Origin of the sequence: Bradyrhizobium sp. CCBAU 45389, from assembly GCF_028128625.1 — a bacterium.
GTDB classification, from domain to species: Bacteria; Pseudomonadota; Alphaproteobacteria; order Rhizobiales; family Xanthobacteraceae; genus Bradyrhizobium; species Bradyrhizobium liaoningense_B.
Map to the genome: position 1 here is coordinate 175,912 of NZ_LBIY01000096.1, position 25,966 is coordinate 201,877.

The 25,966-nt window shown below is 64.3% G+C and carries 25 protein-coding genes and 1 pseudogene; 16 read left to right on the forward strand and 10 right to left on the reverse strand.

The features are described from left to right. Position 1 precedes the first annotated feature (1 nt). On the forward strand, positions 2–406 hold the full coding sequence (locus XH79_RS30695; RefSeq protein WP_212343537.1) for a hypothetical protein: 405 nt from the start codon (positions 2–4) through the stop codon (positions 404–406). Positions 407–449: 43 nt separating this feature from the next. Here the strand turns inward: XH79_RS30695 and XH79_RS30700 are convergent, their stop codons facing one another. Both XH79_RS30700 and XH79_RS30705 read right to left on the reverse strand, forming a co-directional pair. Next, positions 450–1,376: a hypothetical protein gene (locus XH79_RS30700; protein ID WP_271584054.1), complete on the reverse strand. Its 927-nt coding sequence runs from the start codon at positions 1,374–1,376 to the stop codon at positions 450–452. A gap of 223 nt (positions 1,377–1,599) precedes the next feature. Then, positions 1,600–2,277 carry a GntR family transcriptional regulator gene (locus tag XH79_RS30705; RefSeq protein ID WP_271584055.1) on the reverse strand — a complete coding sequence of 226 codons (678 nt, stop codon included), beginning with the start codon at positions 2,275–2,277 and terminating at the stop codon, positions 1,600–1,602. A gap of 176 nt (positions 2,278–2,453) precedes the next feature. Between XH79_RS30705 and XH79_RS30710 the strand changes: the two genes are divergently transcribed. From XH79_RS30710 to XH79_RS30725, 4 genes are all read left to right on the forward strand, one after another. Next, positions 2,454–4,169, forward strand: a complete 1,716-nt coding sequence (locus XH79_RS30710) for an IlvD/Edd family dehydratase (protein ID WP_271584056.1) — start codon at positions 2,454–2,456, stop codon at positions 4,167–4,169. A gap of 59 nt (positions 4,170–4,228) precedes the next feature. Further along, positions 4,229–5,236: a TRAP transporter substrate-binding protein gene (locus XH79_RS30715; RefSeq protein ID WP_271584057.1), complete on the forward strand. Its 1,008-nt coding sequence runs from the start codon at positions 4,229–4,231 to the stop codon at positions 5,234–5,236. A 193-nt stretch (positions 5,237–5,429) separates the two neighbouring features. After that, complete coding sequence (locus XH79_RS30720) at positions 5,430–6,008, forward strand: TRAP transporter small permease (RefSeq protein WP_271584058.1); 579 nt, start codon at positions 5,430–5,432, stop codon at positions 6,006–6,008. After that, positions 6,005–7,345 (forward strand): TRAP transporter large permease, encoded by a 1,341-nt coding sequence (locus XH79_RS30725; protein WP_212343543.1) that lies wholly within the window; start codon positions 6,005–6,007, stop codon positions 7,343–7,345. Before XH79_RS30720 ends, XH79_RS30725 begins: the two co-directional genes overlap by 4 nt. On the opposite strand, the gene XH79_RS30730 is transcribed toward XH79_RS30725, so the two are convergent. Continuing rightward, positions 7,305–7,913, reverse strand: a complete 609-nt coding sequence (locus XH79_RS30730; RefSeq protein ID WP_271584059.1) for a histidine phosphatase family protein — start codon at positions 7,911–7,913, stop codon at positions 7,305–7,307. The two genes, XH79_RS30725 and XH79_RS30730, sit on opposite strands and share 41 nt — an antisense overlap. Then, positions 7,910–8,704: an enoyl-CoA hydratase/isomerase family protein gene (locus XH79_RS30735; protein ID WP_271584060.1), complete on the reverse strand. Its 795-nt coding sequence runs from the start codon at positions 8,702–8,704 to the stop codon at positions 7,910–7,912. The genes XH79_RS30730 and XH79_RS30735 overlap by 4 nt, the downstream gene beginning before the upstream one ends. A gap of 225 nt (positions 8,705–8,929) precedes the next feature. Here XH79_RS30735 and XH79_RS30740 point away from each other — a divergent pair, with 225 nt between their 5' ends. Further along, positions 8,930–10,147 carry an NAD(P)/FAD-dependent oxidoreductase gene (locus XH79_RS30740; RefSeq protein ID WP_271584061.1) on the forward strand — a complete coding sequence of 406 codons (1,218 nt, stop codon included), beginning with the start codon at positions 8,930–8,932 and terminating at the stop codon, positions 10,145–10,147. A 286-nt stretch (positions 10,148–10,433) separates the two neighbouring features. Here XH79_RS30740 and rbsK read toward each other — a convergent pair whose 3' ends face one another. Next, positions 10,434–11,342, reverse strand: a complete 909-nt coding sequence (gene rbsK / locus XH79_RS30745) for a ribokinase (RefSeq protein WP_271584062.1) — start codon at positions 11,340–11,342, stop codon at positions 10,434–10,436. Between the two features lie 6 nt (positions 11,343–11,348). Beyond that, a complete protein-coding gene (locus tag XH79_RS30750; protein WP_211414976.1) occupies positions 11,349–12,242 on the reverse strand; it encodes a sugar kinase in 894 nt (297 codons plus the stop codon). Positions 12,243–12,460: 218 nt separating this feature from the next. On the opposite strand from XH79_RS30750, the gene XH79_RS30755 reads away from it, so the two are divergent. From XH79_RS30755 to XH79_RS30800, 10 genes are all read left to right on the forward strand, one after another. Then, entirely contained in the window at positions 12,461–13,309 is an 849-nt protein-coding gene (locus XH79_RS30755; protein WP_271584063.1) for a VOC family protein, read from the forward strand. Positions 13,310–13,672: 363 nt separating this feature from the next. Further along, entirely contained in the window at positions 13,673–14,380 is a 708-nt protein-coding gene (locus XH79_RS30760; RefSeq protein WP_271584064.1) for a TetR/AcrR family transcriptional regulator, read from the forward strand. 269 nt (positions 14,381–14,649) lie between these two features. Beyond that, positions 14,650–15,459, forward strand: coding sequence for an ABC transporter permease (locus tag XH79_RS30765; RefSeq protein ID WP_271584065.1), 810 nt, complete (start codon positions 14,650–14,652; stop codon positions 15,457–15,459). 56 nt (positions 15,460–15,515) lie between these two features. Then, on the forward strand, positions 15,516–16,508 hold the full coding sequence (locus XH79_RS30770; protein ID WP_271584066.1) for an ABC transporter substrate-binding protein: 993 nt from the start codon (positions 15,516–15,518) through the stop codon (positions 16,506–16,508). Continuing rightward, entirely contained in the window at positions 16,505–17,350 is an 846-nt protein-coding gene (locus XH79_RS30775; RefSeq protein ID WP_271584067.1) for an ABC transporter ATP-binding protein, read from the forward strand. Before XH79_RS30770 ends, XH79_RS30775 begins: the two co-directional genes overlap by 4 nt. Before the next feature lie 4 nt (positions 17,351–17,354). Continuing rightward, on the forward strand, positions 17,355–18,761 hold the full coding sequence (locus XH79_RS30780; RefSeq protein WP_271584068.1) for a hypothetical protein: 1,407 nt from the start codon (positions 17,355–17,357) through the stop codon (positions 18,759–18,761). Further along, complete coding sequence (locus XH79_RS30785; protein ID WP_212343555.1) at positions 18,758–19,909, forward strand: Gfo/Idh/MocA family protein; 1,152 nt, start codon at positions 18,758–18,760, stop codon at positions 19,907–19,909. The genes XH79_RS30780 and XH79_RS30785 overlap by 4 nt, the downstream gene beginning before the upstream one ends. 120 nt (positions 19,910–20,029) lie before the next feature. Then, a complete protein-coding gene (locus XH79_RS30790) occupies positions 20,030–21,220 on the forward strand; it encodes a dihydrodipicolinate synthase family protein (protein WP_271584069.1) in 1,191 nt (396 codons plus the stop codon). Continuing rightward, positions 21,220–22,083 carry a sugar phosphate isomerase/epimerase family protein gene (locus XH79_RS30795; RefSeq protein ID WP_271584070.1) on the forward strand — a complete coding sequence of 288 codons (864 nt, stop codon included), beginning with the start codon at positions 21,220–21,222 and terminating at the stop codon, positions 22,081–22,083. Before XH79_RS30790 ends, XH79_RS30795 begins: the two co-directional genes overlap by 1 nt. Before the next feature lie 524 nt (positions 22,084–22,607). Continuing rightward, entirely contained in the window at positions 22,608–22,808 is a 201-nt protein-coding gene (locus XH79_RS30800) for a hypothetical protein (RefSeq protein WP_212343558.1), read from the forward strand. A 44-nt stretch (positions 22,809–22,852) separates the two neighbouring features. Here the strand turns inward: XH79_RS30800 and XH79_RS30805 are convergent. The 4 genes and pseudogenes from XH79_RS30805 to XH79_RS30820 all read right to left on the reverse strand — a co-directional run. Then, a pseudogene (locus XH79_RS30805) lies at positions 22,853–23,064 on the reverse strand (hypothetical protein); the annotation flags it as partial. A 74-nt stretch (positions 23,065–23,138) separates the two neighbouring features. Next, complete coding sequence (locus XH79_RS30810) at positions 23,139–23,360, reverse strand: hypothetical protein (protein WP_271584071.1); 222 nt, start codon at positions 23,358–23,360, stop codon at positions 23,139–23,141. A 143-nt stretch (positions 23,361–23,503) separates the two neighbouring features. Further along, positions 23,504–24,067, reverse strand: a complete 564-nt coding sequence (locus XH79_RS30815) for a hemerythrin domain-containing protein (protein WP_271584072.1) — start codon at positions 24,065–24,067, stop codon at positions 23,504–23,506. Positions 24,068–24,281: 214 nt separating this feature from the next. Then, on the reverse strand, positions 24,282–25,763 hold the full coding sequence (locus XH79_RS30820) for a Spy/CpxP family protein refolding chaperone (protein ID WP_271584073.1): 1,482 nt from the start codon (positions 25,761–25,763) through the stop codon (positions 24,282–24,284). Positions 25,764–25,966 lie beyond the last annotated feature (203 nt).

Below are 25,966 nucleotides of genomic sequence, written 5' to 3' on the forward strand. Positions count from 1 at the left end.
CATGAAAATCAAACTGCCAGCTGTCGCATTGCTGGTATCAGCGCCGGCGCAAGCCGCAGCGCTCAGCCAGGCCGAAGCGACGTTTCTCGATCAGCTCGTCACGGCATCCGCGGTGCTGGAGCAGCGATGCACCGGCTATGAGGTCGATGGTGCCGGCAGCGTTCAACTCGGCGCCCGGCTTCTCGGCAGCCCGGATGCCGCGATGGCGATGATCGATGCCTATGCTGCGGCCATCAAGGCCTTTGATGGCGAGAGCTACGATCCCGGAAAATTCCGCCCAGAGGTGGCCGAGGCCGCCAGAAGGACATTCAGGCAGGTGCGGACCGACTTGATCAGGAATCCGGAGCAGGCCTGCGCCGACTATGGCGATAACAGCGTGGAGCGCGGGCTGCTGAGACGGTATTGAACGGTCCTTTGCGCGCCCGGCGAGCGAAGCGCGTCGGCCGACATCAGCCGCGGGCGATGTCACGACTCATCTTTTGCAGTCGCGCAAACGCAGCCCACGCTTTTGGATAGTCGGCGTGCTTCGAATCGATCGTGAGCAGTGCGCGGCAGGCCTCGTTGATGTCTTCCGGTGACGGACGCGCCGAGCTGTCGGCCGATGACTCCGCCTTCTTCCAGCGGTCCTCGACGTCCTTCGCCAGGGCCAGTGCTTCCGACGGGCTTCGTTTCCGGGTTGATCTCGCCAATGCGTGATCCGGAGGGAATGTGGGCCACGCGGCCGGCGGCCGATCGGCTTGCCACTCGCTCTCCTTGGCAGCCCCTCGGTTCGCGGGCGAATTTGGCTGTCCATTTGCAGCATCAGGCGGAACGGTCTTGGCGGCGAGCTCGCGGACCTGCTGCTCTATCGTGCCGCCGGATGACGATCCGCCCGCTGAAGCTGCAGGCTTCGTCAGGGCGGGGGCAACCGACGTCTGCACGTCGGGGGCGGCCTTCTGAATGGTTTTGACGACCGCCGCCACGCCGGGCGACACACCCGGCCGCTGCTGCGCGACCTTGTCCTCTTCGGTGGGACAGGGTCTGTATCCCGAACGCTGATGCGTGATCCGTCCGTCGTCATCGATGCGGGCAAAATCAATGGCCACGGTATAGACGAAAGCGACATCGACAGACTGGCCGAACTTGTCCCTCGCCTTGACGCCGCCGCAAACATACCTCGCCGCGCCGGCCTCGACTGAATGCAATGTACTGAATTTGGCCGAGTCCGGATCGATCAGCGCATGTTTGACGGCTGCGCGCGCTTTCATATGTTCCGAGGAGAACATGCTGATCAGGGCGTCCGGGTTGATGAAATCGGGCTGGTAGTACCACGCATACTCCGCCGCGAAGAATGCTGCGCCGAAGGCCACTGCGATCAGGAAACCAGGTACATTCATCGGACTGTTCCGGGAAATGGAACCCGGCATGGTTGTTATGTGTTTCAGAAACCATTTGAAATAGAGTCCTCTAACAACCCGTTAATTGGTTGCGTGATTGGTCTTCATCTACCAGAAGATTATATTGGATGAGTTCCGCCGGGTTCCGTCGCTCACGCGTGGTTCATTCTTCTCCGCATCGGCCGTTGCAGGGCCGGCGGGCCAACAGGCGCATGCGCCAGCGCTAGCTGTCGCCAGCAATCCGCGCCAGATAATCCGACTTGCTGAACTGCATGTGATCGACGCAGAGCTGCGCGAGCGCCCAGCTGTCGCGGCCCTTCAACAGCTCGATCATCAGCTCGTGCTGGCGGCGCGATTGCGCGAGGCCCTCGCGGTCGGCGAGGTTCTTCGCGCGCATCGGCAGCGTCAGGTTCATGTAGTCCTGCAGCGAGCGTACCAGATAGGGATTGCCGCAGGCCGAGAACAGCGCGAGGTGGAACGCGTCGTTCGCCTCGTGGATGCCGCGCAGGTCCTGTACGTCGGCCTTGGCGCAATATTGCCGTTGCAGCGCGGTCAGCTCATCAATCAGACCTTGAGGAGCGGGCAGGGGGATCATCAGCGCGGCCTGACGGGTCAGCATCTCCCTGACCTCGTAGATCTGCCGCACCTCCTCGGCCGAGTAGAACCGTACGGTGGCGCCGACATTCTTCTCGCGGCGGACGATGCCGCGCCGCTCCGCATCCACCAGCGCCTGCCGCACGAAGTGCCTTGACGTGCCGTAGCGCGACATCAGCGCGTCCTCGGTGAGGCGCGCGCCGGGCGCGAGGCGGCCGAAGATGATGTCCTCCTCCAGCCGTGCGACGACGTCATCAAGGTCGTCGCGCCGGACCGTCATGGCGTCTGCGGTGCGAATGTCGGACATGCCCTCAGCCTCCCGGCGCATGGCCGGTCCGTCCTGTGGAGCAGGGAGGCGATGGATTGTCAATAATTTGTGCCGCATGCAGGGCTCTCAGGCTGAAACTGCGACAATCTGGACCAATCTTATTGACAATCGGAGGGCAGGCTGTACCACAATGGTAACCTGGAAGGAGTGACGTGATGACGAGTGGGTTGCGCAAGGGTCTGACGAGCTACGGCGATGCCGGCTTCTCGCTGTTCCTGCGCAAGGCGTTCATCAAGGCCATGGGCTATTCCGACGATGCGCTGGAGCGTCCGATCGTCGGCATCACCAACACCTATAGCGACTACAATCCCTGTCACGGCAACGTCCCGCAGATCATCGAGGCCGCCAAGCGCGGCGTGATGCTGTCGGGCGCCATGCCGTTCGTGTTCCCGACCATCTCGATCGCCGAGAGCTTTGCGCATCCGACCTCGATGTATCTGCGCAACCTGATGGCGATGGATACCGAGGAGATGATCCGGGCCCAGCCGATGGATGCGGTGATCGTGATCGGCGGCTGCGACAAGACGCTTCCCGCGCAGGTGATGGCGGCGATCAGCGCGGACCTGCCGACGGTGGTGATCCCCGTCGGGCCGATGGTGGTCGGCCATCACAAGGGCGAGGTGCTGGGGGCCTGCACCGATTGCCGCCGTCTCTGGGCGAAATATCGCGCCGGCGACATGGACGATGCCGAGATCGAGGCGGTGAACGGGCGTCTCGCGCCATCCGTCGGCACCTGCATGGTGATGGGCACGGCTTCGACCATGGCCTGCATGATCGAAGCGATGGGCCTGTCGCTGCCGATGAGCGCGACGATCCCCGCGCCGCATGCCGAGCGTTTTCGATTGGCTGAAGCCAGTGGCAAGGTCGCCGCCGAGATGGCCAAGACCAAGGGGCCGAAGCCGAGCGAACTCCTGACGCCGGCGTCCTTCAAGAACGCACAGGTCGTGCTCCAGGCCATCGGCGGCTCGACCAACGGCCTGATCCATCTGACCGCGATGGCGCATCGCTCGCCGCACCGGCTCGATCTCGGCGCGTTCGACCAGATCGGCCGCGAGGTGCCGGTGCTGGTCGACCTCAAGCCGTCAGGCGAGCACTATATGGAGCATTTCCATCACGCCGGTGGCGTGCCGAAGCTGCTCGCGCAGCTCGGCGACCTCATTGATCTCGATGCGAAGACCATCTCCGGCCAGACGCTGCGCGAGGTCGCGGCGAATGCCGAGGACGTGCCCGGCCAGGACGCCATCCGTCCGCGCGACAATCCGATCAAGAAGGAAGGCGGCCTTGCCATCCTGCACGGCAATCTCGCGCCGCGCGGCGCGGTCATCAAGCAATCGGCCGCGAGTCCAAAACTGCTGCAGCACACCGGGCGCGCGGTGGTGTTCGAATCCGTCGAGGACATGACCTTGCGGGTCGACGATCCCTACCTCGACGTCACCGCCGACGACGTGCTGGTGCTGCGCAATGCCGGCCCGAAGGGCGCGCCCGGCATGCCCGAGGCGGGCTATCTGCCGATCCCGAAGAAGCTCGCGCGCGGCGGCACCAAGGACATGGTGCGCATTTCGGATGCGCGCATGAGCGGCACCGCGTTCGGCACCATCGTGCTGCACATCACCCCGGAATCCGCCGTCGGCGGACCGCTGGCGCTGGTGAAGAACGGCGACATGATCCGCCTCGATGTTGCCAAGCGCAGCATCGAGCTGCTGGTCGACGCCGCCGAGCTGGAGCGTCGGCGCGCCGCCTCGAAGCCGGCCGCTGCGCCCGAGGAGGCACGGCGCGGCTACGCCTGGCTGTTCAACGAGACCATCATGCAGGCCGACGAGGGCTGCGACTTCGATTTCATGCAGAGGACTGGGAAGGCCGAGAAGGGCTGATAGCAAGCGAACGAACGCTCAGACCGCACAAGCGGCGGGCGATAAAACAGGGGGAAACGATGATTGCGCGATCCATGCCAAGATTCTTACATGGGTTGGCGGGTGCGGCCGCCGTGCTGTTCGTCACGGGAGCGGGGGCGCAGGAGGTGAAGCATTATCGCTTCGCCTACGACCAGCCGCGCAACACCGGCTATTCCATCGCCGGTGACCTCTTCGCCGACAAGCTCAAGGAATTGAGCAAGGGCACCATGATCATCGACCAGTATCCCGGCGCACAGCTCGGGCAGGAGCCGCAGGTGCTTCAGCTCGTGAAGGCCGGCGATGTCGAGTTCGCCATCATCTCCTCAGCCAACACCGCGACCATCTCGCCGCAGGCCGGCGTGATGTCGCTGCACTTCCTGTTCCGCGACGAGAACCATGTGATCAAGGGGCTGGCCGATCCGAAAGTGTTCGAAGCGCTCAAGACCATGATCGACGAGACCACGCAGGGCCTGCACGTCATCGCGACCGGCTCGCAGGGCGTGCGCCACATGTACTCCAAGAAGGAGATCCACAATGTCGGCGACGTCAAGAGCCTGAAGGTCCGCGTGCAGGCGACCGCGACCGAGGACACCATGTTCCCGGCCTATGGTGCCCAGACCGTGCACATGCCGTTCGGCAGCGTCTACACCAGCCTGCAGACCGGCGTCGTCGACGTCGCCGAGAACAGCATCAACGTCTACCTCGTCAACAAGCATTACGAGGTCGCGCCTGTGCTCAACATCACCGAGCACGAGGCCAACAACGCGCTGGTGTTCATCTCCGACAAGCTCTGGCAGAGCCTCTCGGCCGAGCAGAAGCAGTGGGTGCAGACCGCGGCCAACGAGATCAGCTCCAAGGAGCCGGCCAAGGCGTTCGAGCTCGAACGCACCGCGGCCGAGAAGCTGAAGAAGATGGGCGTGAAGATCGTCGACAACGTCGACAAGAAGAGCTTTACGGCGGTCGCCGATCCCTATCTCGACAAGCTCGCCAAGGATCTCGGCCCGCACGCCGAGAAGATCAAGAATCTGATCCGGTCGATCAACTAGGGCCGCCCGCGGCCATCCTTCGAGACGCCCGCCTGCGGCGGGCCCTCAGGATGAGGTCGTGCTTCGCGGCGAGATTCTAAACCCTCATGGTGAGGAGCCCGCCAAAGCGGGCGTCTCGAACCATGCAGGCCGAGCACGATCGGCAGCTTCCCAGCTGTCGCGTCCGATAGCTTTGGGACGACGGGGGAATTGAATGTCGATTTCCGACAAACTGTTGGTTCAACGGCAACGCCACCTGAAATGGCGCGCGCTCGATTGGCTCGAGCTTGCGCTGATGATCCTCTGCGGCGTGCTGTGCTTCGGCTTCTCGCTGTCGGTCACCGCCGACATCGTCACCCGCACCATCGGCCATCCCTGGCTATGGCTGCAGGAAGTCACCTCGACGCTCTTCATCTACGCGATCTTCATCGGCACGGCGGCGGCGACCCGGCGCAACGACCACCTCTATCTCACCGCGATCTCCGAGGCGATGCACGGAAGGCCGCGGCTGATCGTCGAGGTCATCATCCGCCTCGTCGTGCTCGGCGTCGCCTTCTGCCTGATCTGGTACGGCTACCAGAACTATCTGCGTGGCTTCGGCAGCTTCCGTCTGCCGTCGGGCACGCCGATCGCCTCGCTTTATGCGATCATCCCGCTCTCGGGCGTGCTGATCGGGCTGTTTACCATCGAGCAGCTCGTCAACGGCCTGCGCAACGGCTTTGACCACCCCGAGCCGCCCGAGGAAGATGCTGCGCCGGGTCTCTCCGAGGCACAGATGAGGGCGCAGCCGTGAGCGCACCCGTCGTCCTGGCATTGATGTCGATCTGCTTCCTGTCGTTCGGCTATCTCGGCGTGCCCGTGCCGTTCTCGCTGATGGCCGGCGTCTTCATCGGCGCGATCCTGTCCGATGTCTCGCTCGCCGCGATCATCCAGAAGATCTTCGACGGCGTCGATTCCGAGGCGCTGCTGGCGATCCCGTTCTTCCTCTTGGTCGGCGAGCTCATGAGCTCGGCCAATGTGGTGGTGCGGATCGCGAACCTGTCGGTGTCGCTGGTCGGGCACATCAGGGGCGGGCTGTCGCAGGTCGTGGTCGTCTTCAGCATGTTCTTCTCGGAGATGTCGGGCTCGACCACCGCCGACGTCGCGGTGATGAGCCGCGCGCTGGGCGGCCCGATGAAGCGCGAGGGCTACGAGCCCGCCTTCATCGCCGCCATCATCGCCTCCGCCTCGACCATCGCGGCGCTGGTGCCGCCGAGCATCACGGCGGTGGTCTACGGTGCCGTCGGCAACGTCTCGATCGCCGGTCTGTTCATGGCGGGTGTCGTGCCCGGCCTGATGATTGGCTTCGGCCTGATGATCTATTGCTATTTCTTCGGCCCGTCCGGCCTGCGCAAGCCGCGCGCGCCGCTCCGGCAGGTGGTGTTCGCGGCGGGCGATGCGGCCCTGCCGCTGATGATCCCGGTGATCCTGCTGGGCGGCATCCTCACCGGCTGGTTCACGCCGACGGAAGCCGGCGTCGTCGCCGTGGTCTGGATCATCCTGGTCGTGATCCCCGCGCTCAACCGCGGTCACTTCAGGAAGATCCCGTACGATTTCTGCCTCGCCGGCCTGATCTTCTCGCTGCCGCTGATCACGATCGGCGCCGCCAATGCGTTCGGCTGGATGCTCGCGTACTTGCGCGGCGCGACCTATATCGCCGAGTGGATCACCTCCATCGCCGGCAACGATCCGCATCTGATCATGCTGCTGATGGTGCTGTTGTTCACCGTGGTCGGCGACTTCATCGAGCCGGTCCCGACCATCATCATCTTCATGCCGCTGGTCAACGCGCTGACGGAGGCCGGTGACATCAACGCCGTGCACATGGGCGTGGTGCTGATCGCAACGCTCGCCTTCGGCCTGATCACGCCGCCCTATGGGCTCGTCTTGCTGATGGCCTCGAAATTCGTCGGCATCAGCTTTGCCAAGGCGCTGCGCGCGGCCTTGCCGATCTATGTGGTGTTCCTGGCGACGATCGCGTTTGCGATCTATTTCCCGAGCGTGGTGCTGTGGCTGCCGCGGCACGTGCTCCCGGAATCGGTCGGCTGCTTCAAGTCGCCGGCGGGGACGGGCTATATCTGTCCGCAATAGCGACTTGTTCGACGCGCCATCGCTCGTTTTCGTGCACGTAGCGGAACGGTATGCCGTGGCTATTCTTGAAGTAGCTGCCGCACAGCACGTTCGCCATGCCCTGCATCACGGCGTCGTGGCAGACGAACAGGAGGTTGTCGTCAGGATGACGCGCGAGCCACGCCGAGACACAGGCCAGCGAGCGTCTGGCCATGGCGTCCCAGTTTTCGCCGTCGGCCGGCAGGATCGAGACGAGGCCCGTCGCCGATTTGACGCCGTGCTTGATCATGAGGTCGCGGACGGGAAGGCCCTCGAAGCTGCCGAAATCGAACTCGATGATGCCGTCGTCGATTGCGAGCGGCACCGCGATCGCGGCCGCGATGATCTCGGCCGTTCGCGCCGCGCGGACCAGCGGGCTTGCGACGATCCGGCTGATGCCGGCCCCGCGCAGCATCTCCACGGCTTCGTGCGCCTGCCGCAGGCCGTCCTCATTCAGCGGATTGTCGGTGCGACCCTGGAAGCGTCCCTCGCGATTCCAGTCGGTCGCCCCGTGGCGAAGGCCGTAGAACGTGCGCGCGGGCGTCGTCACTTCGACTTGCTCGTGAACTTCTTCACGGCAGTGCGGAACGCCTCCGTGTTCATCGCCATGATGATCTTGTGCTCCTCGGCATCGAGCTGCTGTTTTACGGGCGTGGTAGCGGCCGCATAGACCAGCGACTTAGTGCCGGCGATGGCCGCCGGCGGGTTCTGCGCCAGCCGCTCGGCGAGCTGTCGCGTGGCCGCCTTCAGCTCGGTTGCAGGAACGGTCTTGGCGACGAGGCCCCATTCATAGGCCTGCTGCGCGGTAAAATTGTCCTCGGCGAGAAAGATCTGCAGCGCACGGCGCGAGCCGACCGTGCCGACGATCCCGACCGTAGAGCCGCCATCCGGCGACACGCCGATCTTGGCATAGGCCGGCGTGAACTTGGCGTCGTCGGCGGCGATGCAGAGGTCGGTGACGAAGGCGAGGCCCATGCCGGCACCGGCGGCCGAGCCGTGGACGCTGGACAATGAGATCTTCGGCATGCGCCTGATGATCTCGATGAAGGCGTGATAGTGCTTGAGCAGCTCGCCGACGACGGGTGTCACCGTGTTGGCCTCGGCCGCGGCGCCAATCGTCTGCAGATCGCCACCCGCCGAGAAGGCGCGGCCTTCGCCCTCGATCACCAGAACCCGGATGGCGTCGTCGCCTTCGACATAGGCCGCGAGCTGCTCGAGCTTCTGCGCGATCGGAAGGTTGATCGAGTTGAACGCTGTGGGGCGGTTGAGCGTGATGGTTGCAATCGGGCCGTCGATCCGCAGCAGGGCGGGATCGTCGGGCTTTGAGACGGGTGCTGGCATCTGGAATATCCCCGGCATGAGGTGGTTCGTGCGACTAAATCGCAGAAGGCGAGGGGAGACAATCCCCGGCCGCTCTTGCGCCGGGCGGAACGATAGGCTCAAATGGCCCCGCCTTCGCCAAGGGACGGACACGAGCGCCGGCTCCTCGAAAGGCCAGCAAACCAAAATCAGCAAGAGAGGAGACGACATGGGTCACGCTCGTGTCTCCGGAAATGGGCTGCTCCGATGACTGGCCCGGTGATCATCGTCGGTGCCGGCCATGGCGGCTACCAGGTCGCGGCATCCCTGCGCCAGGCGGGCTTTTCCGAGCGCATCTGCCTGATCAATGACGAGGCGCATCTGCCTTACCAGCGGCCGCCGCTGTCCAAGGGCTACATCAAGGGCTCGGCCGGGCCGGAGAGCCTGATGTTCCGCCCCGAAAAATTCTACCAGGACCAGAAGATCGAGCTGGTCGCGGGCCGCGCGGTGTCGATCGACCGCGCCGGGCACAAGGTGCTGCTCGCGTCCGGCGAAACGTTGCCTTACGGCCACATCGTGCTGGCCACCGGCGCGCGCAACCGGCTGCTCGATCTGCCCAACGCCAATCTGCCCGATGTGAAATATCTGCGCATCCTCGACGACAGCGAGTCACTCAGGCAGATCATGCCGTCGAAAAAGCGGGTGGTGATCATCGGTGCCGGTTTCATCGGCCTCGAATTCGCCTCCACCGCGCGGATCAAGGGTCTCGAGGTCGATGTGCTCGAGCTCGCCCCGCGCGTGATGGCGCGCGCGGTAACGGCCGAGGTCTCGGAATATTTCCAGGAACGCCATCGCGAGGCCGGCATCCGCATCCATCTGGGCGTGCAGGCGACCTCCATCGAAGCGGAGGGCGGCAAGGTCACCGGCGTGTCCTTGAGCGACGGCCGGCATCTGCCCGCCGACCTCGTCGTGGTCGGCGTCGGCGTGCTGCCGAATATCGAGCTCGCGGCCGAAGCGGGGCTCCCCGTCGCCGCCGGCATCATCGTCGACGAATATCTGTCGACGGTTGACCCCGATATCTCAGCGATCGGCGACTGCGCGCTGTTCGCAAGTCCTCGCTTCGGTAGCTCGCTGCGGCTGGAATCGGTGCAGAACGCCACCGACCACGCCCGCTGCCTCGCCGCGCGGCTGACCGGCGACAAGAAACCGTACGACAGCCATCCCTGGTTCTGGAGCGACCAGGGCGACGACAAGCTCCAGATCGCCGGCCTCACCACCGGCTATGACCGCGTCGTGCTGCGCGGCGATCCCGCGAAGAAGGCGTTTTCCGCGTTCTGCTATCACGGCGACAGGCTGCTCGGCATCGAGTCCATCAACCGCGCCGGCGATCACATGTTCGGCCGCCGGCTGCAGGCGATGGATCGCTCGATCACGCCGGAGCAGGCCGCGGACGAAAGCTTCGACCTGAAGAGCGCGCTGGCGTGACGTTCTTCTCCCTCGCCCCGCTTGCGGCAGGGCTATCGCATATGAAGATGCGTGGCGGATAGCTCGCCCGCAGCGCATCCTTCGAGACGCCCGCCGATGGCGGGCCCTCAGGATGAGGGCGGAGTGCGCGGCAGCAATTTCAACGGGGGCAATGCTGCCTAGCCTCATCCTGAGGAGACCGCGAAGCGGTCGTCTCGAAGGACGAGGCGCTTGCTCTGGCCGTCACCAAGAAGCCATCTGCGATAGCCCTGCCGCAGGCGGGGAGAGGCGAAGGAAGCGCCTCGCCCTATAAAGCCGCCGCAACCTCCGCGGCCGTCGGCATCGACGGCCCGGCGCCCATGCGCTGCACGCTGATCGAGGCTGCGGCGTTGGCGAAGGTGAGGGCGGCTCTCAAGGCCGTGCCCTCGGCGAGCTGCGCCGCCAGCGCGCCCACAAAGCAATCGCCGGCGCCGGTCGTGTCGATCGCCTTCACCGCGCGGCCGGGCACCGCAATCTCCTCGCGTCCCGCCAGCGCCAGCACGCCGCGCTTGCCGAGTGTGACGCAGATGATCTGGTCCGCGCGCGCCTGAAGTTTTCGCGCAACCTCGATGATGCGCGCGGCCTCGTCACTCTCGGACAGCTCCGCGCCGGCGAGGAAGCCGAGCTCGGTCTCGTTCAGCACGAGAATATCGACCAGCGCCAGCAGCTCGCTCGACATCTTCTGTGCCGGCGCCGGGTTGAGCACGGTCACGGCGCCCGCGTCGCGCGCGCGCCGGAAGAAGGCGGCGATGGTCGGCAGCGGGATCTCGAACTGGCTGACCGCGACGTCGCCTTTCAATAGCGGCACGACGCTGACGTCATCCGCGCCGACCAGGGCATTGCTGCCGGGGATGACGACGATGGTGTTATCGGCGTCCGCCACCGTGATGATGGCGGTGCCGGTGTGGGCCTCCGCCGTCTCCTTGATATAGCCGAGGTCGATGCCCTGAGCGCCGAGGAAGGCCCTCAGCTCCGCGCCGAACGCATCCTTGCCCAGCCGCCCGATCAGCGTCGTCCGCGCCCCTAACCGCGATGCCGCGACCGCCTGGTTCGCTCCCTTGCCGCCCGGAAAATACAGCACCTGACGCCCTGCGACGGTCTCGCCGACGCGTGGGTGGCGATCGGCCGTCGCCACCACGTCCATGTTGATGCTGCCGGCGACGAAGACGCGCCCCATGTGAGTCTAGACCCTGACCTCGAACTCGTGCCTGACCTTGGCGATGTCGACGAGTGTCGGCAGGCCCGCCTCGTTGCCGAGGCGCTGGATCTTGTAGGTCGAGGCGGCGCGCGCGAAATCGAAGTGCTCGCGCCAGCTTTTGCCGGGATGGGCGAGGTAGGAATAGACGTAGGCGCCGTGGAACACGTCGCCGGCGCCGTTGGTGTCGATCACGCGCTCGCGCGGGATCGGCATCGCCGGCATGATCTCCACCGCGCCCGTCTCGTTGTACCAGAGCAAGCCCTTCTCACCCATGGTGACGCCGCCGATCTTGCAGCCGCGGCTCTTCAAATAATCCAGCATCTTCTCCGGCGTCAGGTCCATCTGCTCGCACAGCCGCTCGGCGACGATGGCGACGTCGATGAATTCCAGCAGCTCATGCGTGTTGGTGCGCAGGCCGCCGCCGTCGAGCGAGGTCAGGATGCCGGCCTCGCGGCAGACTTTTGCGTAGTGGATCGCGGCATCGGGCTGATGGCCGTCGATATGCAGCGCCCGGCAATTGCCGAGGTTGAGGATCGGGAAGGGATGGATGTGGGAATCGTCGCGGCAGCGGACGATGGCGCGCTTGCCGTCCTTGGGCATGATGAAGGACAGCGAGGACTGGTTCACCTTCCGCGCATGCAGCGAGATCGCGTATTTCGCGCACATGTCCTGGAACATGCGCCCCAGCCAGTCATTGGCGGCGGTCGCGATCAGATCCGGCACGATGCCGAGCTTGGCGCAGCAGAACGCCGCCGTCACGGCATTGCCGCCGAAGGAAACCGCGTAGTCGGTCGCCACGTGCTTCTCGTCGCCGGTCGGCATGTGGTCGGTGATGAAGACGACGTCGATATAGGTCTGTCCGATAAAGAGAGCCTGCATTGGTTGTCCGTGATGCGCTGTGTGGTCCCGACCGGCTGCTTACCTTAGCACCGCTTCCGCGGGAGCCAAAATATTCGCAAAGTCATGGCGATAGACGCTTGAGGTCGGCCTGGGGGCGGAATACGACCGTGGCTGGGCGAGCTGCCCGGGCGGAGCCAACGACCTCCAAGGTCTTTATCTTGGGCGTTTCGGTTCCGGCCCGTTGCGGAGGAGGGAACATGATCACCGGCCTCGATCACATCGTCGTTCTGGTCAGGGATATCGGTGCGGCCAGGGCGGCGTATCAGACGCTGCTCGCCCGTGCGCCGGCCTGGCAGAACTCGGGTGACGGTGCGGACCGGGTGCTGTTCACGCTCGAAAACATGACGATCGAGCTGATGGCGCCGAACGGCTTCAGCGTCACCGCCGACCGCATGCGTGCGCTGCTCGACGACCAGGAGGGCGTGCTCGCCAGCCTGTGCTTTCGTGTCGCGGACATGGCCAAGATGCACCGGCGGCTGGAGCGGGTGGCCTTGAGGCCCGATCCGGTCGCCGAGGTCGAAAGCAGCGATGCCGCGACCGATGCCGTCCTGCACTGGAAGCGCACCCGGGCCGCGACGGAGCTGACGCGCGGCGTGCGCATGTTCTTCCTCGAGCTCGCCGAGGAGCGCCCAAAATCGGTTGCGACCGACGTCGCGCCGATCGACGGGCTCGACCATGTCGTGATCACCACGGAGGATTCCGAGCGCGCCGCCGCGCTCTACGGCGCACGGCTCGGGCTCGGCCTCGCGCTCGACCGCTCCCACCAGGATTGGGGCCAGCTGATGTTCTTCCGCTGCGGCGACCTCATCGTCGAGGTGGTACGCCGGCCCGTCGCGGGCGGCGATGCCGCGCACGATCGCCTCTGGGGCCTGAGCTGGCGCGTCCCCGACATCGACGCCACCCGCGCCCGCCTGATCGCGGCCGGCCTCGACGTCACCGAGGTCCGCAACGGCCGCAAACCGGGCACGCGGATCATGACGGTGCGGAACGGCACCTGCGGGATCCAGACCGTGCTGCTGGAGCGTTCGCCCAAGCCGGTGGATTGAGGACGCCGTTCTCTCCTCTCGAAGACTCCCGTAGGGTGGGCAAAGCGACTTGTCCGCCGTAGCTCGAAGAGCGAAGGCGGAAGCGTGCCCACGTCTTGCCTATTTGATGGGAAGACGTGGGCACGGCGCAAGCGCGCCTTTGCCCACCCTACGAAGCTCTCGTGTCCCGGACGCGGTGCGGCACGCAGTGACGCTCCGCAGAGCCGGGACCCAGAAGGCGGCGACTTCTCGCTTGGAGACATGGGCCCCGGCTCTGCAGCGCACCGCTGAAGTAGCGCTGCGCTGCGTCCGGGGCACGAGACATTCTCAAACGCCCACCCGCGTGGTACATGGCATACCGACAGCACCCAGCGAGCACCCGGTTTGGCAAAGGCAAAGCGAACTCTGAAATGGCAGCGCGATCCCGAGGGGATGCGGCTGCGCATTCTCGAAGCCGCCAAGCAGGAGTTTTCCGCCCACGGGCTCGCCGGCGCCCGTGTCGACCGCATCGCGGCCAAGGCCGGCGCCAACAAGCGCATGCTGTACTATCACGTCGGCAACAAGGACGAGCTCTATCTGGCGGTGCTCGAAGGCGCCTATGACAAGATCCGCAGCGAGGAACGCGGGCTCGATCTCGAACATCTCGAGCCGCCCGAGGCGATCCGGCGCCTGATCGAGTTCACCTGGAATTACTTCCTGCGCAATCCCGAGTTCCTGTCGCTGCTCCAGACCGAGAACCTCGCGCGCGCAAAGCACCTGAAGAAATCGACCAAGGTCAAGTCGATGCACTCGCCCTTCGTCGAGATGATCCGCACCGTGGTGCGGCGCGGCGTCGAGTCCGGCGACTTCCAGGTCGCGGTCGATCCGGTGCAGCTCTACATCTCCATTGCGGCGCTCAGCTTCTTCTATCTCTCGAACTCGGCGACCCTCAGCGTGATCTTCGGCCGCGACCTGCTGGACAAGAAGGCCAAGGACGAGCGTCTCGCGCACATGGGGGGCCTCGTGCTCGCCGCACTGACGGGACGTTCCGCGGAGCTGTTCGAGATCGCCAAGGCGCCGAAGTCGCGCAGCGCGGTGGTGCAGGCGGTGTAGCGGTCTCGTGCCCCGGACGCAGCGCAGCACGTAAGTGATGCGCTGCAGAGCCGGGGCCCATGCAACTGCAGAGCATGCGGCCTCTGGGTCCCGGCTCTGCGCCGCACCGCTGCGCGCTGCGTCGCGTCCGGGACACGAGACATTACGCTCCGTGTTCCCGACCCGATCCCCGAGCCCCCGGCGCAAAACGTCACAGGGAAACCCCTAGACAGTATTTATCCAACGAGTTAATTTCTCCCCACAACGAAGAAGACTGCCGGGAGTGAAAATTGGCCGAGCCGAAGCCACAGAATGCGATCTCCAAATTGCTGAATGCGGCCTGGGTTCGGCCGTTCTTGTTCCTCGTCTTCATCGTTGTCGCCTGGGATCTCGCAATCCGGCTGTTCAGGATTCCCGCCTACCAGATCCCGTCGCCGGGCGATGTTCTCGCCGTGCTGCGCACCGAATGGCCGGAGCTGCTGCGCCAGTCCTGGCCGACAACCTACGCGACCGTCTGCGGCTTCCTGCTGTCGGCGCTGTTCGGCATCCCCGTCGCGATGCTGATCGCGGGCTCGAAGACGGTGGAGAGCTACGTCTATCCGCTGCTGGTGTTCTCGCAATCCGTGCCGAAGATCGCGATCGCGCCGCTGTTCGTGGTGTGGTTCGGCTTCGGCATCATTCCCAAAGTCATTTCCGCCTTCCTGCTCGGCTTCTTCCCGGTGGTCGTCTCCGCCGTGCAGGGCTTCAAGTCGGTCGACCCCGACATGGTCGATCTCGCCCGCGCCATGCAGGGCAGCCGCCTGCAGGTGTTCCGCGCGGTGAACCTGCCGCATGCGCTGCCGGCGATCTTCTCGGGCCTGAAAGTCTCCGTGACGCTCGCCGTGGTCGGCGCCGTCGTTGGCGAGTTCGTCGGGTCCAATTCCGGCATCGGCTACGTGATGCAGCGCTCGATCGGCACGTTCGACCTGCCGACGATGTTCGCCGCGCTGGTGATCCTCGCACTGCTCGGCGTGATCCTGTTCTGGATCGTCGACAGGATAGAGAAGCTGGTCATTCCCTGGCATGTCAGCCAGCGCGAGGACGTGATTTTCGCAGCATAACCAAAGCAACGAACGGCCAACAAAGGCCGACGCAACAAAGGCAAGGGAGAGTGACGATGAAGAGGTTGATTGGGGCTGTCTCAGCGGCGCTGATGGTATTCGCGGCCATGCCGGCGCAGGCAGCCGACAAGGTCGTGCTGATGCTGAACTGGTACGTCTATGGCGAGCACGCGCCGTTCTATTACGGCAAGGCCAAGGGCATCTACGCGGCCGAGGGCATCGACCTCGAGATCCAGGAGGGCCGCGGCTCGGCTGCGACCACGCAGGCGGTGGCCGCCAAGACCGCCGATTTCGGCTATGTCGACGTGCCCACCATGATGCGCGCCGCCATCAAGGGCGCGCCGGTGGTCGCGACCGGTGTGCTGTTGCAAACGAGCCCGATGTCCGCGATGGGCTTCGTCGACAAGAACATCAAGAAGCCCGAGGACATCAAGGGCAAGACGGTGGCGATCACGCCGGCCGATTCCATGACCCAGATCTGGCCGTTGTTCCTGAAGAAGACCGGCCTCAAGGAGAGCGACTTCCAGACCGTGGCCGGCGACGGCCAGACCAAGCTCAACGCCGTCATCAATGGCCAGGCTGATCTGCTGCTCGGCTACGTCATGGACCAGTCGATGAAGATCAAGGACGCCACCGGCAAGGACGTCTACCCGATCAAGTTCGCCGACTACGGCATCAACATGGTCTCCTCGGGCATCATCGCCAACGCCGACTACGTGAAGGCCAATGCCGACCTCGTCCGCCGCTTCATGTCGGCAACGACCAAGGCGGTCGAGGCCGCCGAGAAGGAGCCGAAGGCGGCTGCGCAATCGATCCTCGATGCCAACCCGAAGGGCGGCAAGATCGACACGCTGACGCAGGGCTTTGAGCTGACCATTCCGCTATACCGGACCGCGGAGACCAAGGCCAAGCGGCCGTTCCAGGTCACCGACCAGAACATGACCGAGACGGTCAATCTGCTGGTCGAATATGGCGGGCTCGACGCCAAGGCCAAGGAGAACCCGAAGGCCTTCTACACCAACGACTATCTGCCGAAGAGTGGCTCGTGAAACCAGCGAAAGTCGTGAGCGAAACCGTGCAGCCGGCCGCGCATCTGAGACTGGTGAGCGACCGGGCCGGCGATGCGTCGGGCATCAAGCTGTCAGGCGTGTCGAAAACCTACCGGACGCGCGACGGCGACGTGCCGTCGCTGCGGCCGCTCGATTTCCACATCAATGACGGCGAGTTCTTCGTCGTGGTCGGCCCAAGCGGCTGCGGCAAGTCCACGCTGCTCAAGCTGATCTCGGGCCTGTTGCCGCCGACATCGGGCGAGATCCTGGTCGAGGGCGAGAAGGTGACGACGCCGCACGGCAATGTCGGCATCGTGTTCCAGAACGCGCTGCTCTTGCCCTGGCGCAACATCCTCAACAACGTGATGCTGCCGATCGACATGAAGCGGCTGCCGCGGCAGGAATATCTCGATCGTGCCAAGCAGCTGTTGAAACTGGTCGGCCTCGAAGGCTTCGAGAAGAAGCTGCCCTGGCAGCTTTCCGGCGGCATGCAGCAGCGGGCCTCGATCTGCCGCGCGCTGGTGCATGACCCCAGGATCATGCTGATGGACGAGCCGTTCGGCGCGCTCGATGCGTTGACGCGCGAGCGCATGAACGTCGAATTGATGCGGATCCAGCGTGAGACGAAGAAGACAGTGCTGCTGATCACGCACTCGATTCCCGAGGCCGTGTTCCTCGCCGACCGCGTGCTGGTCATGACCGAGCGGCCCGGCGCGGTCGCCGCGATCTACGACGTGCCGCTGCCGCGCCCGCGCTCGCTCGACGTGATGGCCGATCCTGTCTTCACCGAGCTGGTGCAACGCATCCGCAAGCATTTCTTCTCGCAAGGTTCGCTGGACTAGAACCATGGCGCCGCGCCTGAAGCTGCGAGACATCGCCTTCTTCGAACGTCCCGTGCATTTCGCGCGGCCGTTCCGCTTTGGTGCTGTCACGATCAACGCGACGCCGCAGCTGTTCGTGCGGGTCGAGATCGAGGTCGAGGGCAGGGACGTTGCGGTCGGTGCCAGCGCCGAGCTGCTGGTGCCGAAATGGTTCGACAAGCGGCCGGAGCTGTCGCCGGCGCAGACGGTCGACGGCTTGCGACGGTCGCTTCAGATTGCGCGCGGGCTTTATCTGGCGCAAAGCGGATTCCAGACGGCGTTCGGTCTGCACGCTTCATGCATCGGCGCCCAGGTCGCGGCTTGCGCAAAAAACAACATTCCGCCGCTTGCCGCCGCTTATGGTCCCGCGGAAATCGACAAGGCGATCCTCGATGCGCTGCTCCGCGCCGCCGAGACCAATTTCTTTGACGGCATGGCCGGCAACATCGCCGGCATCGATGCGCGGCTGTCGCCTGACTTGAATGATGGCGATATCACGCGATTTCTCGGTCTCGCCAATCAGTATCGGTCGGAACGCGTTGCGATTCGCCACACCGTCGGCCTCGACGACAAGGTCGAGGGAGACGGTGGCCTGGCCGATCCGAAGGAAAATGCCGGTGCGCGCTATTTCAAGCTGAAGCTCGGCGGCGATCCCGAGGCGGATGCCACCCGGCTGATCCGTATCGGCCGGGAGCTGGCGACGCTCCCTTACGACTACAAGGTCACGCTTGACGGCAATGAGCAATATGCGGACCTGACGGCGCTTGCTGCGCTGGCCAACCGGCTGGAGCGCGACAACGCCCTGGCGCCGATCTTTCGCAAACTGCTCTATATCGAGCAGCCCATGCCGCGCGACGTGACGCGTCAATCGCCGCTTGGCGAAGCCTTGCGTCGGCGCGGTTTGATCATCGACGAGGCGGACGATTCCTATGATGCCTGGCCGGCCGCCTACAAGCTGGGTTACAGCGGCGTCTCCTCGAAATCCTGCAAAGGCATCTATAAGTCGATCGTGAACTTCACCCGCATCGCCAAGCTGGACGATGACGGAGCGGAGTGCTTCGTCACGGGCGAAGACCTGACTTGTCAGCCCGGGCTCGCCCTGCAGCAGGATCTGGCGCTCGGCGCCTTCATTGGCGTCACGCATGCCGAGCGCAACGGCCACCACTATGTCGACGGTTTTGGCGACACGCCGGCCGCCGAAGCTGCGGCCTTCGCCGCCGCGCATCCCGATCTCTATGCTGATGCCGGGCAGGGCATCCGCCTCAGGATTCACAACGGCGATCTCCTGACGGGATCGCTCAACACAGTGGGCTTTGCGACGTCGGTCCATCCGGACTGGTCGGCGCTCCGCCCGCTCGAACAGCCAACATCACTTCAGGAGTATCTGGCATGACCACCCAACGCCTCGGCCTCATCATGAACGGCGTCACCGGCCGCATGGGGCTCAACCAGCATCTGATCCGCTCGATCGTCGCGATCCGCGACCAGGGCGGCGTCCGCCTGAAGAATGGCGACCGCATCATGCCTGATCCGATCCTGGTCGGCCGCAGCGCCGAAAAGGTCGAGGCGCTCGCCAAGCGCTACAACATCACGCGCTGGACCACCGATCTCGACGCCGCGCTCGCCGACAAGAACGACACCATGTTCTTCGACGCCGCGACCACGCAGGCCCGCCCGGGCCTGCTGACCCAGGCCATCAATGCCGGCAAGCACGTCTATTGCGAGAAGCCGATCGCGACGAATTTCGAGGAAGCCGTCGAGGTCGTGAAGCTCGCCAATGCCAAGGGCGTCAAGCACGGCACGGTGCAGGACAAGCTGTTCCTGCCCGGCCTGAAGAAGATCGCCTTCCTGCGCGACTCCGGTTTCTTCGGCCGCATCCTCTCGGTGCGCGGTGAGTTCGGCTATTGGGTGTTCGAAGGCGGCTGGCAGGAAGCGCAGCGGCCGTCCTGGAACTATCGCGACGAGGACGGCGGCGGCATCATCCTCGATATGGTCTGCCACTGGCGCTACGTGCTCGACAACCTGTTCGGCAATGTCCAGAGCGTGGTCTGCATCGGCAACACCGACATTCCCGAACGCTTTGACGAGCAGAACAAGAAGTACAAGGCGACCGCGGACGATTCCGCCTACGCGACCTTCCAGCTCGAAGGCGGCATCATCGCTCACATCAACATGTCCTGGGTGACGCGCGTCTATCGCGACGATCTCGTCACCTTCCAGGTCGACGGCACGCTCGGCTCGGCGGTCGCGGGCCTCACCGACTGCATGATCCAGGCGCGGCAGGCGACCCCGAGGCCGGTGTGGAATCCCGACGAGAAGCGGCTGCATGATTTCTACGGCGACTGGCAGAAACTGCCCGATAACGTCACCTACGACAACGGCTTCAAGGAGCAGTGGGAGATGTTCATCCGCCACGTCTACGAGGATGCGCCCTACAAGTTCACCCTGCTCGAAGGCGCCAAGGGCGTGCAGCTCGCCGAATGCGCGCTGAAGAGCTGGAAGGAGCGCCGCTGGATCGACGTCGCCCCGATCAAGGTCTGAGAATTCGATGCTTACGATTTCGTCATTGCGAGCGAAGCGAAGCAATCCAGGCTGTCTCTGCGGAAAGACTCTGGATCGCTTCGTCGCTTCGCTCCTCGCAATGACGGGGAGAGGTCTAAAATGAACAAGCCCGTCCAGCCGATATCGTCATTGTCGCTCAAGCTGCCGAAGGCCGATCGCTCGATCGAGACCTATCGGCTCGCGGCTTCGCGCACGTTTCCTGCAAAGCTCGAGGGCCCGCTGAACCGCATCGCCTTCTCGGCCGTGCATACGGTGGCCGATCCCTTCGCGGACAACGATCCCTGGCTTTCGGTCGCCGTCGACTGGGACAAGACCATCGCCTTCCGCGAACACGTCTGGGACCTCGGCCTTGGCGTTGCCGAAGCCATGGACACTGCGCAGCGCGGCATGGGGCTGGACTGGCCGACCTCGCTGGAGCTGATCACGCGTTCGGTCGCCGCCGCAAAGCGGCGCAACGCGCTGGTGTTCTCCGGCGCAGGCACGGATCATCTCGCGGTCGAGGATGCCAGGAACCTCGACGACGTGATCCGCGCCTATGAGGAGCAGGTCTCGGCGGTCGAGAAGGTCGGCGGCCGCATCATCCTGATGGCCTCGCGCGCGCTCGCCAAGCTCGGCCGCAATGCCGATGACTACGCAAAAGTCTATGACCGCGTGCTGTCGGGGGTAGCGCAGCCCGTGATCATCCACTGGCTGGGCGACATGTTCGATCCGGCGCTGACGGGCTATTGGGGCACCAAGGATCTCGACAAGGCGATGGACACGGCTGTCGCCATCATCAACGGCAACGCCGCCAAGGTCGACGGCGTAAAAGTCTCGCTGCTCGACAAACAGCGCGAGATCGACATGCGCCGTCGCCTCGACAAGCGCATCAAGATGTATACCGGCGACGACTTCAACTATGCGGAGCTGATCGCCGGCGACGAAGAAGGTTTTTCGCACGCGCTGCTCGGCATCTTCGATGCGATCGCGCCGGCGGCGTCCTATGCGCTGTCGCGGTTAGCTGCCGGCGACGAAGCCGGCTTCCACGACGTGCTGGGGCCGACGGTGCCGCTGTCGCGCCACATCTTCAAGGCGCCGACGCGCTTCTACAAAACCGGCGTGGTGTTCATGGCGTATCTCAACGGCCACCAGGATCATTTCACCATGGTCGGCGGTCAGGAGAGCACGCGCTCCACGTTGCATCTGGCCGAGCTGTTCCGCCTCGCCGACAAGGCCGGCCTGCTCGCCAATCCCGAACTCGCGACGCAGCGGATGAAGACCGTGCTCGCCACCCACGGTATCGAATCCTGATGCGCGATTTCTCGTCCGACCATCGCTGGCTGTCGCTGAACACGGCGACCGTCCGCAAGCAGGGTGACCTCGTCGAGATCATCGACGCCTGTGCAAGGCACGGCATCCGCGCCATCGATCCCTGGCGCGACCAGGTCGCCGCCGTCGGCCTCGATCGCGCCGCGCGCGCGGTGCGCGAGGCCGGTCTCGATCTCTCAGGCTATTGCCGCGGCGGCATGTTCACCTCTGATACCTCGCGCCGGAGCGAGGTGCGTGACGACAACCGGCGCTGCGTCGATGAGGCCAAGGCGCTGGGCGCGCCTTGCATCGTTCTCGTTGTCGGTGGCCTGCCGCAATATTCGCGGCCCGGCAGCGAGGCGTCGAAGGACATCGTGGCTGCGCGCGGGCAGGTCGAGGAAGCGCTCGCCGAGATGCTCGACTACGCGAGGCAGGCAAAGCTGCCGCTGGCCATCGAGCCGTTGCATCCGGCCTATGCCGCCGACCGCGCCTGCGTGAACACGACAAAGCAGGCACTCGACATCTGCGACCGGCTCGATCCCGGCCGCAGCGGCATGCTCGGCGTCGCGCTCGACGTCTATCACATCTGGTGGGACCCGGAGCTGATGGGCCAGATCGAGCGCGCCGGCAAGGATCGCCTGCTTGCGTTCCATGTCTGCGACTGGCTGGTGCCGACGAAGGACATTCTCAACGACCGCGGCATGATGGGCGACGGCGTCATCGACATCAAATCGGCGCGCAAGGCGGTCGAAGCGCAGGGCTTTGCCGGCTATTCGGAGATCGAGATCTTCTCCAACGACTGGTGGGGCAAGCCGATGGACGATGTGCTGCGCACCTGCATCGCGCGTCACAGGACGGTGGTGTAGCGTTACCACGGCTGCGGCCCTATGGCCCCTCGACGACGCTGGCGAAGCAGCGAGCTGGTGGGAGTACCACCAATGATGAGGTGGACTGCCATCAGCTTTCAGGCAGAATATCATCATTCCGATGCCGCAGCCGCGCCACAGTCTGTGCCAGATCGGATGCGGTAATCAGCGGCATCAACGATCAGCAGGCACGGCGGATGTACCCATACCTGTTGATCTTGAATGGCCCCGACGTGCAACCGTCGGGGCCATTGCTGTGATCGGCGTGACAAGGCTGGCGAGCTTCGCCGAAGTCACCGGCGCGTTTATTGCGGTGCGCCGGGGACGATCCTGCAATTCAATGTGCCGGCCAAACTAGTTTCGAGGTCAAATTTTTTCGGGCTGGACTGTTCGGTGAAAAGTCAGACGATTGCGCTATCATCGATTTACCGTCAAACACCGGGCTATCACTCGCCAATTCGATCTGCGAAGCTGTGACAACACAAATGCGCTTGCAAGCAAGCAAGCGCAAAGGGAGGTTCGCAGTGGATAAGGTGCGACGCTTGCGTGCGATGAGCTCACTGTGCCGCCAACAGGCCGCGTACAACAGCATGAACAAGTGGAAGCTGCTCGCGGAAGCAGAATACTGGGAGCATCTGGCCGATCTTGCGTTGTCGTCTCACTTCCAGCAATGCAACGCGACCACAAACACGAATGATGCTGGGCCGACGACGATTTCCGTGTGACGTCAGAAACGAGGCTGTCGTTTGGGTTGCGTGCCGCTGCACCCTTACAGAGAGTGCGCGGGAGAGACATGCATGGTCTCGTCGAGCCTTGAAGCAGGACGACTAAGGCGTGACTCATTAGCGCCGAGCCATAGTCTGATCGAAGCGAGTTGGACGAAGGCGAGATGATTGGCGGCAAGCTTGTCATAACGCGTCGCCACCCGACGACATTGCTTGATCCTGTTGAAGAACGTCCAACTCGATTGCGGGCGCGATAGGAGTAGGGGCCAAAACAGTGGCGCTTTTGACCAACTCAGACGTTGGCGCGAACTTCTGTCTCGCATTCTGCGTTTAGGACCACGGCGGCTCTTCGCCCGCCGCGACTACCTCGTGGTTGATCGTGACACCCGCCGAACGCAATCCAGTCAGCAATATGGTTCTTACAGAGGCAGGATTGAATCCAATATCCTTGGCGTTTGGTGGATGGGCCTCGCTGTCCTTCAATCGGAGCGCCAAATGCAATTGCGCGCAGAGGTGCCGAACGACGAGATTGACTTGATCGTCAGTCATCATTGACTTCTCCTGGTATTCCAACCCTACGCTCATGGTTGCGGGGCCGGCCCGTCTGGTACACCGGAAGTGACCAAGCGGCGATTGGAGCGACGTTTTGACCTTTCGGACATTGAATCCGATCAGCACAATGCGGATGAGCTTGATTAGTGCCGTTCGGCTTCGGCTTCTTGTTCCAACTGCAGGATGCGTACCCGTAGCGCGTCGAACGTCTCTTCGGCTGCCTCGCTAAACAGCGGATCCTCAGGATTGGACATAGCCGAAGCGATCTCCGTCCAATCTTGAGGCTCGAGAGCCTTCACGGCAGCGGGAAAGAAATCGCGATCTTCCATGGTGATGTGGCGTCGCTCGTGCTCGATGAAATCGTGAACGATGGCATGCACGTCTTGCCGAAGGAGTTCGCGGCCCGCAAGAACATTGTCAATCTCACGAGCGACGCGGCGCAAAAGTTCGGCCCCTTTCTGGTGTTCGCGAGCGAGATCACCGATCTTCGCAGCCGCACCGGGATCGCGAATTTTCAACTTGGCGAAGACCAGGTCTTCCTGAGGATGGTGGTAGACCTCGGGGTAAAGTTCGAAATAGCTAATGACCGCGCCAATAACCTCATAATCGGGGCGGTCGCCCAGGTCGAAAACCTGAAGCTCCCGCTCAAGGATGGCGAGCAGTTTCTCGATATTGCGGTGCTCTTGGCTTAAGCGCTCAATGATCATTGCTGTGACCCACAAAGTGACCGATTGAGAAGCTTTGAAAGCTTAGCCCCGAATTCGCCTCAGCTTCTTGCGCTAAATCAAGTTCCGGGCGCAGGGTGCGCCATCCTCCTGTTCTAATCGCGTATTTTGCTACTGGCGCGTCACGAACTGGAGGTCTTAGTCACCCCGTTTCGTTCGACCGCTGCGCAAATTGCAACGAGAGAACGCCACGTCCTCACGGTCCTGCGACCTGTTGCAGCGTGTTGAAGCGCGCCTTCTGCTCGCTGCTCAGCGTGGCATAGAACTCGTCCAGCGCGGGCTCAACCAGCTTGGCGGCCGTCAGCATCGCCTCGAGCCGGTGCTGCATCGCCTCCAGCCGTCCCACCGGCGTCAGCGGCACATCGTTCGGGCAGGCCGCCTGCAGGCCTTCGACGCCCTTGGCTGTCGCTTCACTGAGGCGGTCGAGCGCCTCCTTCTGCTTGCCGGCGGGGTGGAGCACAGCGTCGATCCTCTGGATCGGCAGCTGGGTCAGGCCGGATTTCGGATCGCCACAGCCGTCGGCATTGGCTTGGGCACTGGCTTGCTGCTGCGGCGAGCGCTCGCCGACATTGGGACCGAGCGCGTTGAAGCTGGCCTGCTGCTCGTCACTGAGCGAGTTGTAAAAATTCTCCAGCGCCGGCCGCACGATCTTGACGGCCTCCAGCGTCGCGCTGACGCGGTTCATCATCGCGCGCAGGCGGCCGGGCGGGGTCAGTGCATAGGTCTCCGCACAGGAATCCTTGAACACACCGGCAGCGTTGGTCGCAGCGGTCTTCAATTCGTCGAGCAGGGCGCGTTGCTCCGGTGTCGGCCGTACGGCCCGCGCGATGTCAGCCAGCGGCCAGGCCGTCACGCCCTTGTCCGGTGTGCCGCACAATTGCTGCAGCGTTTGCGGACTCGCGCCGGCGCGCTGGCGAACGCGGCCGCCGCCGGCTTGCGGGTAGTCATACGGGTTGATGCTGGCGTAGGCGGAATAAGCGCCGTCACCACCCCAGAACACGGTGTCGACGAAGTCGTCATACGCGTACGCCCAATAGCCGGGCTCGTAGGCATAGGACCAGAACGTGTAGTCGAAAATGTCGGAATAGGCATAAGGCCAGAACACCGGCCCAAGCCAGGCCACGAACACCGCGCGATGGCGGTGACGCCAGGCCTGCCGGGGAGCCCAGCCGCTCTGGCGGGTGGTGAGCGCCGCCTGGGCTTGCGCAGGGGCCTGCTCGCGGAAGCGCTCGGCAAACCGCCCGCGCTGGGCGGCCTGGGCAGCGGCCGCAACGGCTGCCGTCCGCCCGGCCGGAGCCAGGAGACCAAGCCGCTGCTGGCGCGCCAGGTCGCTTTGCTGCGCGCGCTGCTCACGTGCGAGCAAGCGGTTCTGCGTCTGGAGCGTCCGTTGCTGCTCGCGCAACGCCCGCGCGCCTTCCGGTTTCTGCGCCTGGACTTGCTGCACGCGCTGCTGCAGGCGATCGATGCGGGTCTGGCGTTCCGTGGTCTGCCGCGACAGCATCTCGCGCTGCCGCTGCTGTACCATCTCCTGGCGCTGCTGGACTTGCTGCTGGCGCTGTTGTGCGCGCTGTTCGATCTGATCCCGCCGCGACAGCCGCTCGCTCGCGGCCGGCGGTCCGCCGGGCCGCGAGGGGGCGGCCGAGGGGGCGGCGATGTGTGGCGTCGGCCGGGGTGCCATGGCCGGGCGTTGTGGTGCTGCCGGCGCCCGATGGAATTCAGGCCGCGGCGCTGCCACGTGCGGGGCCGCCCGCGGTGGCGGTGCAGCGAAATGTGGGGTCGGGCGCGGTGGCGGTGAGGCAATGTGCGGCGCGGGACGTGCCATGGGTGGCGGCGCCGCCGGACGTGCCATGGCGGGTGGCGCGGCGGGACGTGCCATCGGTG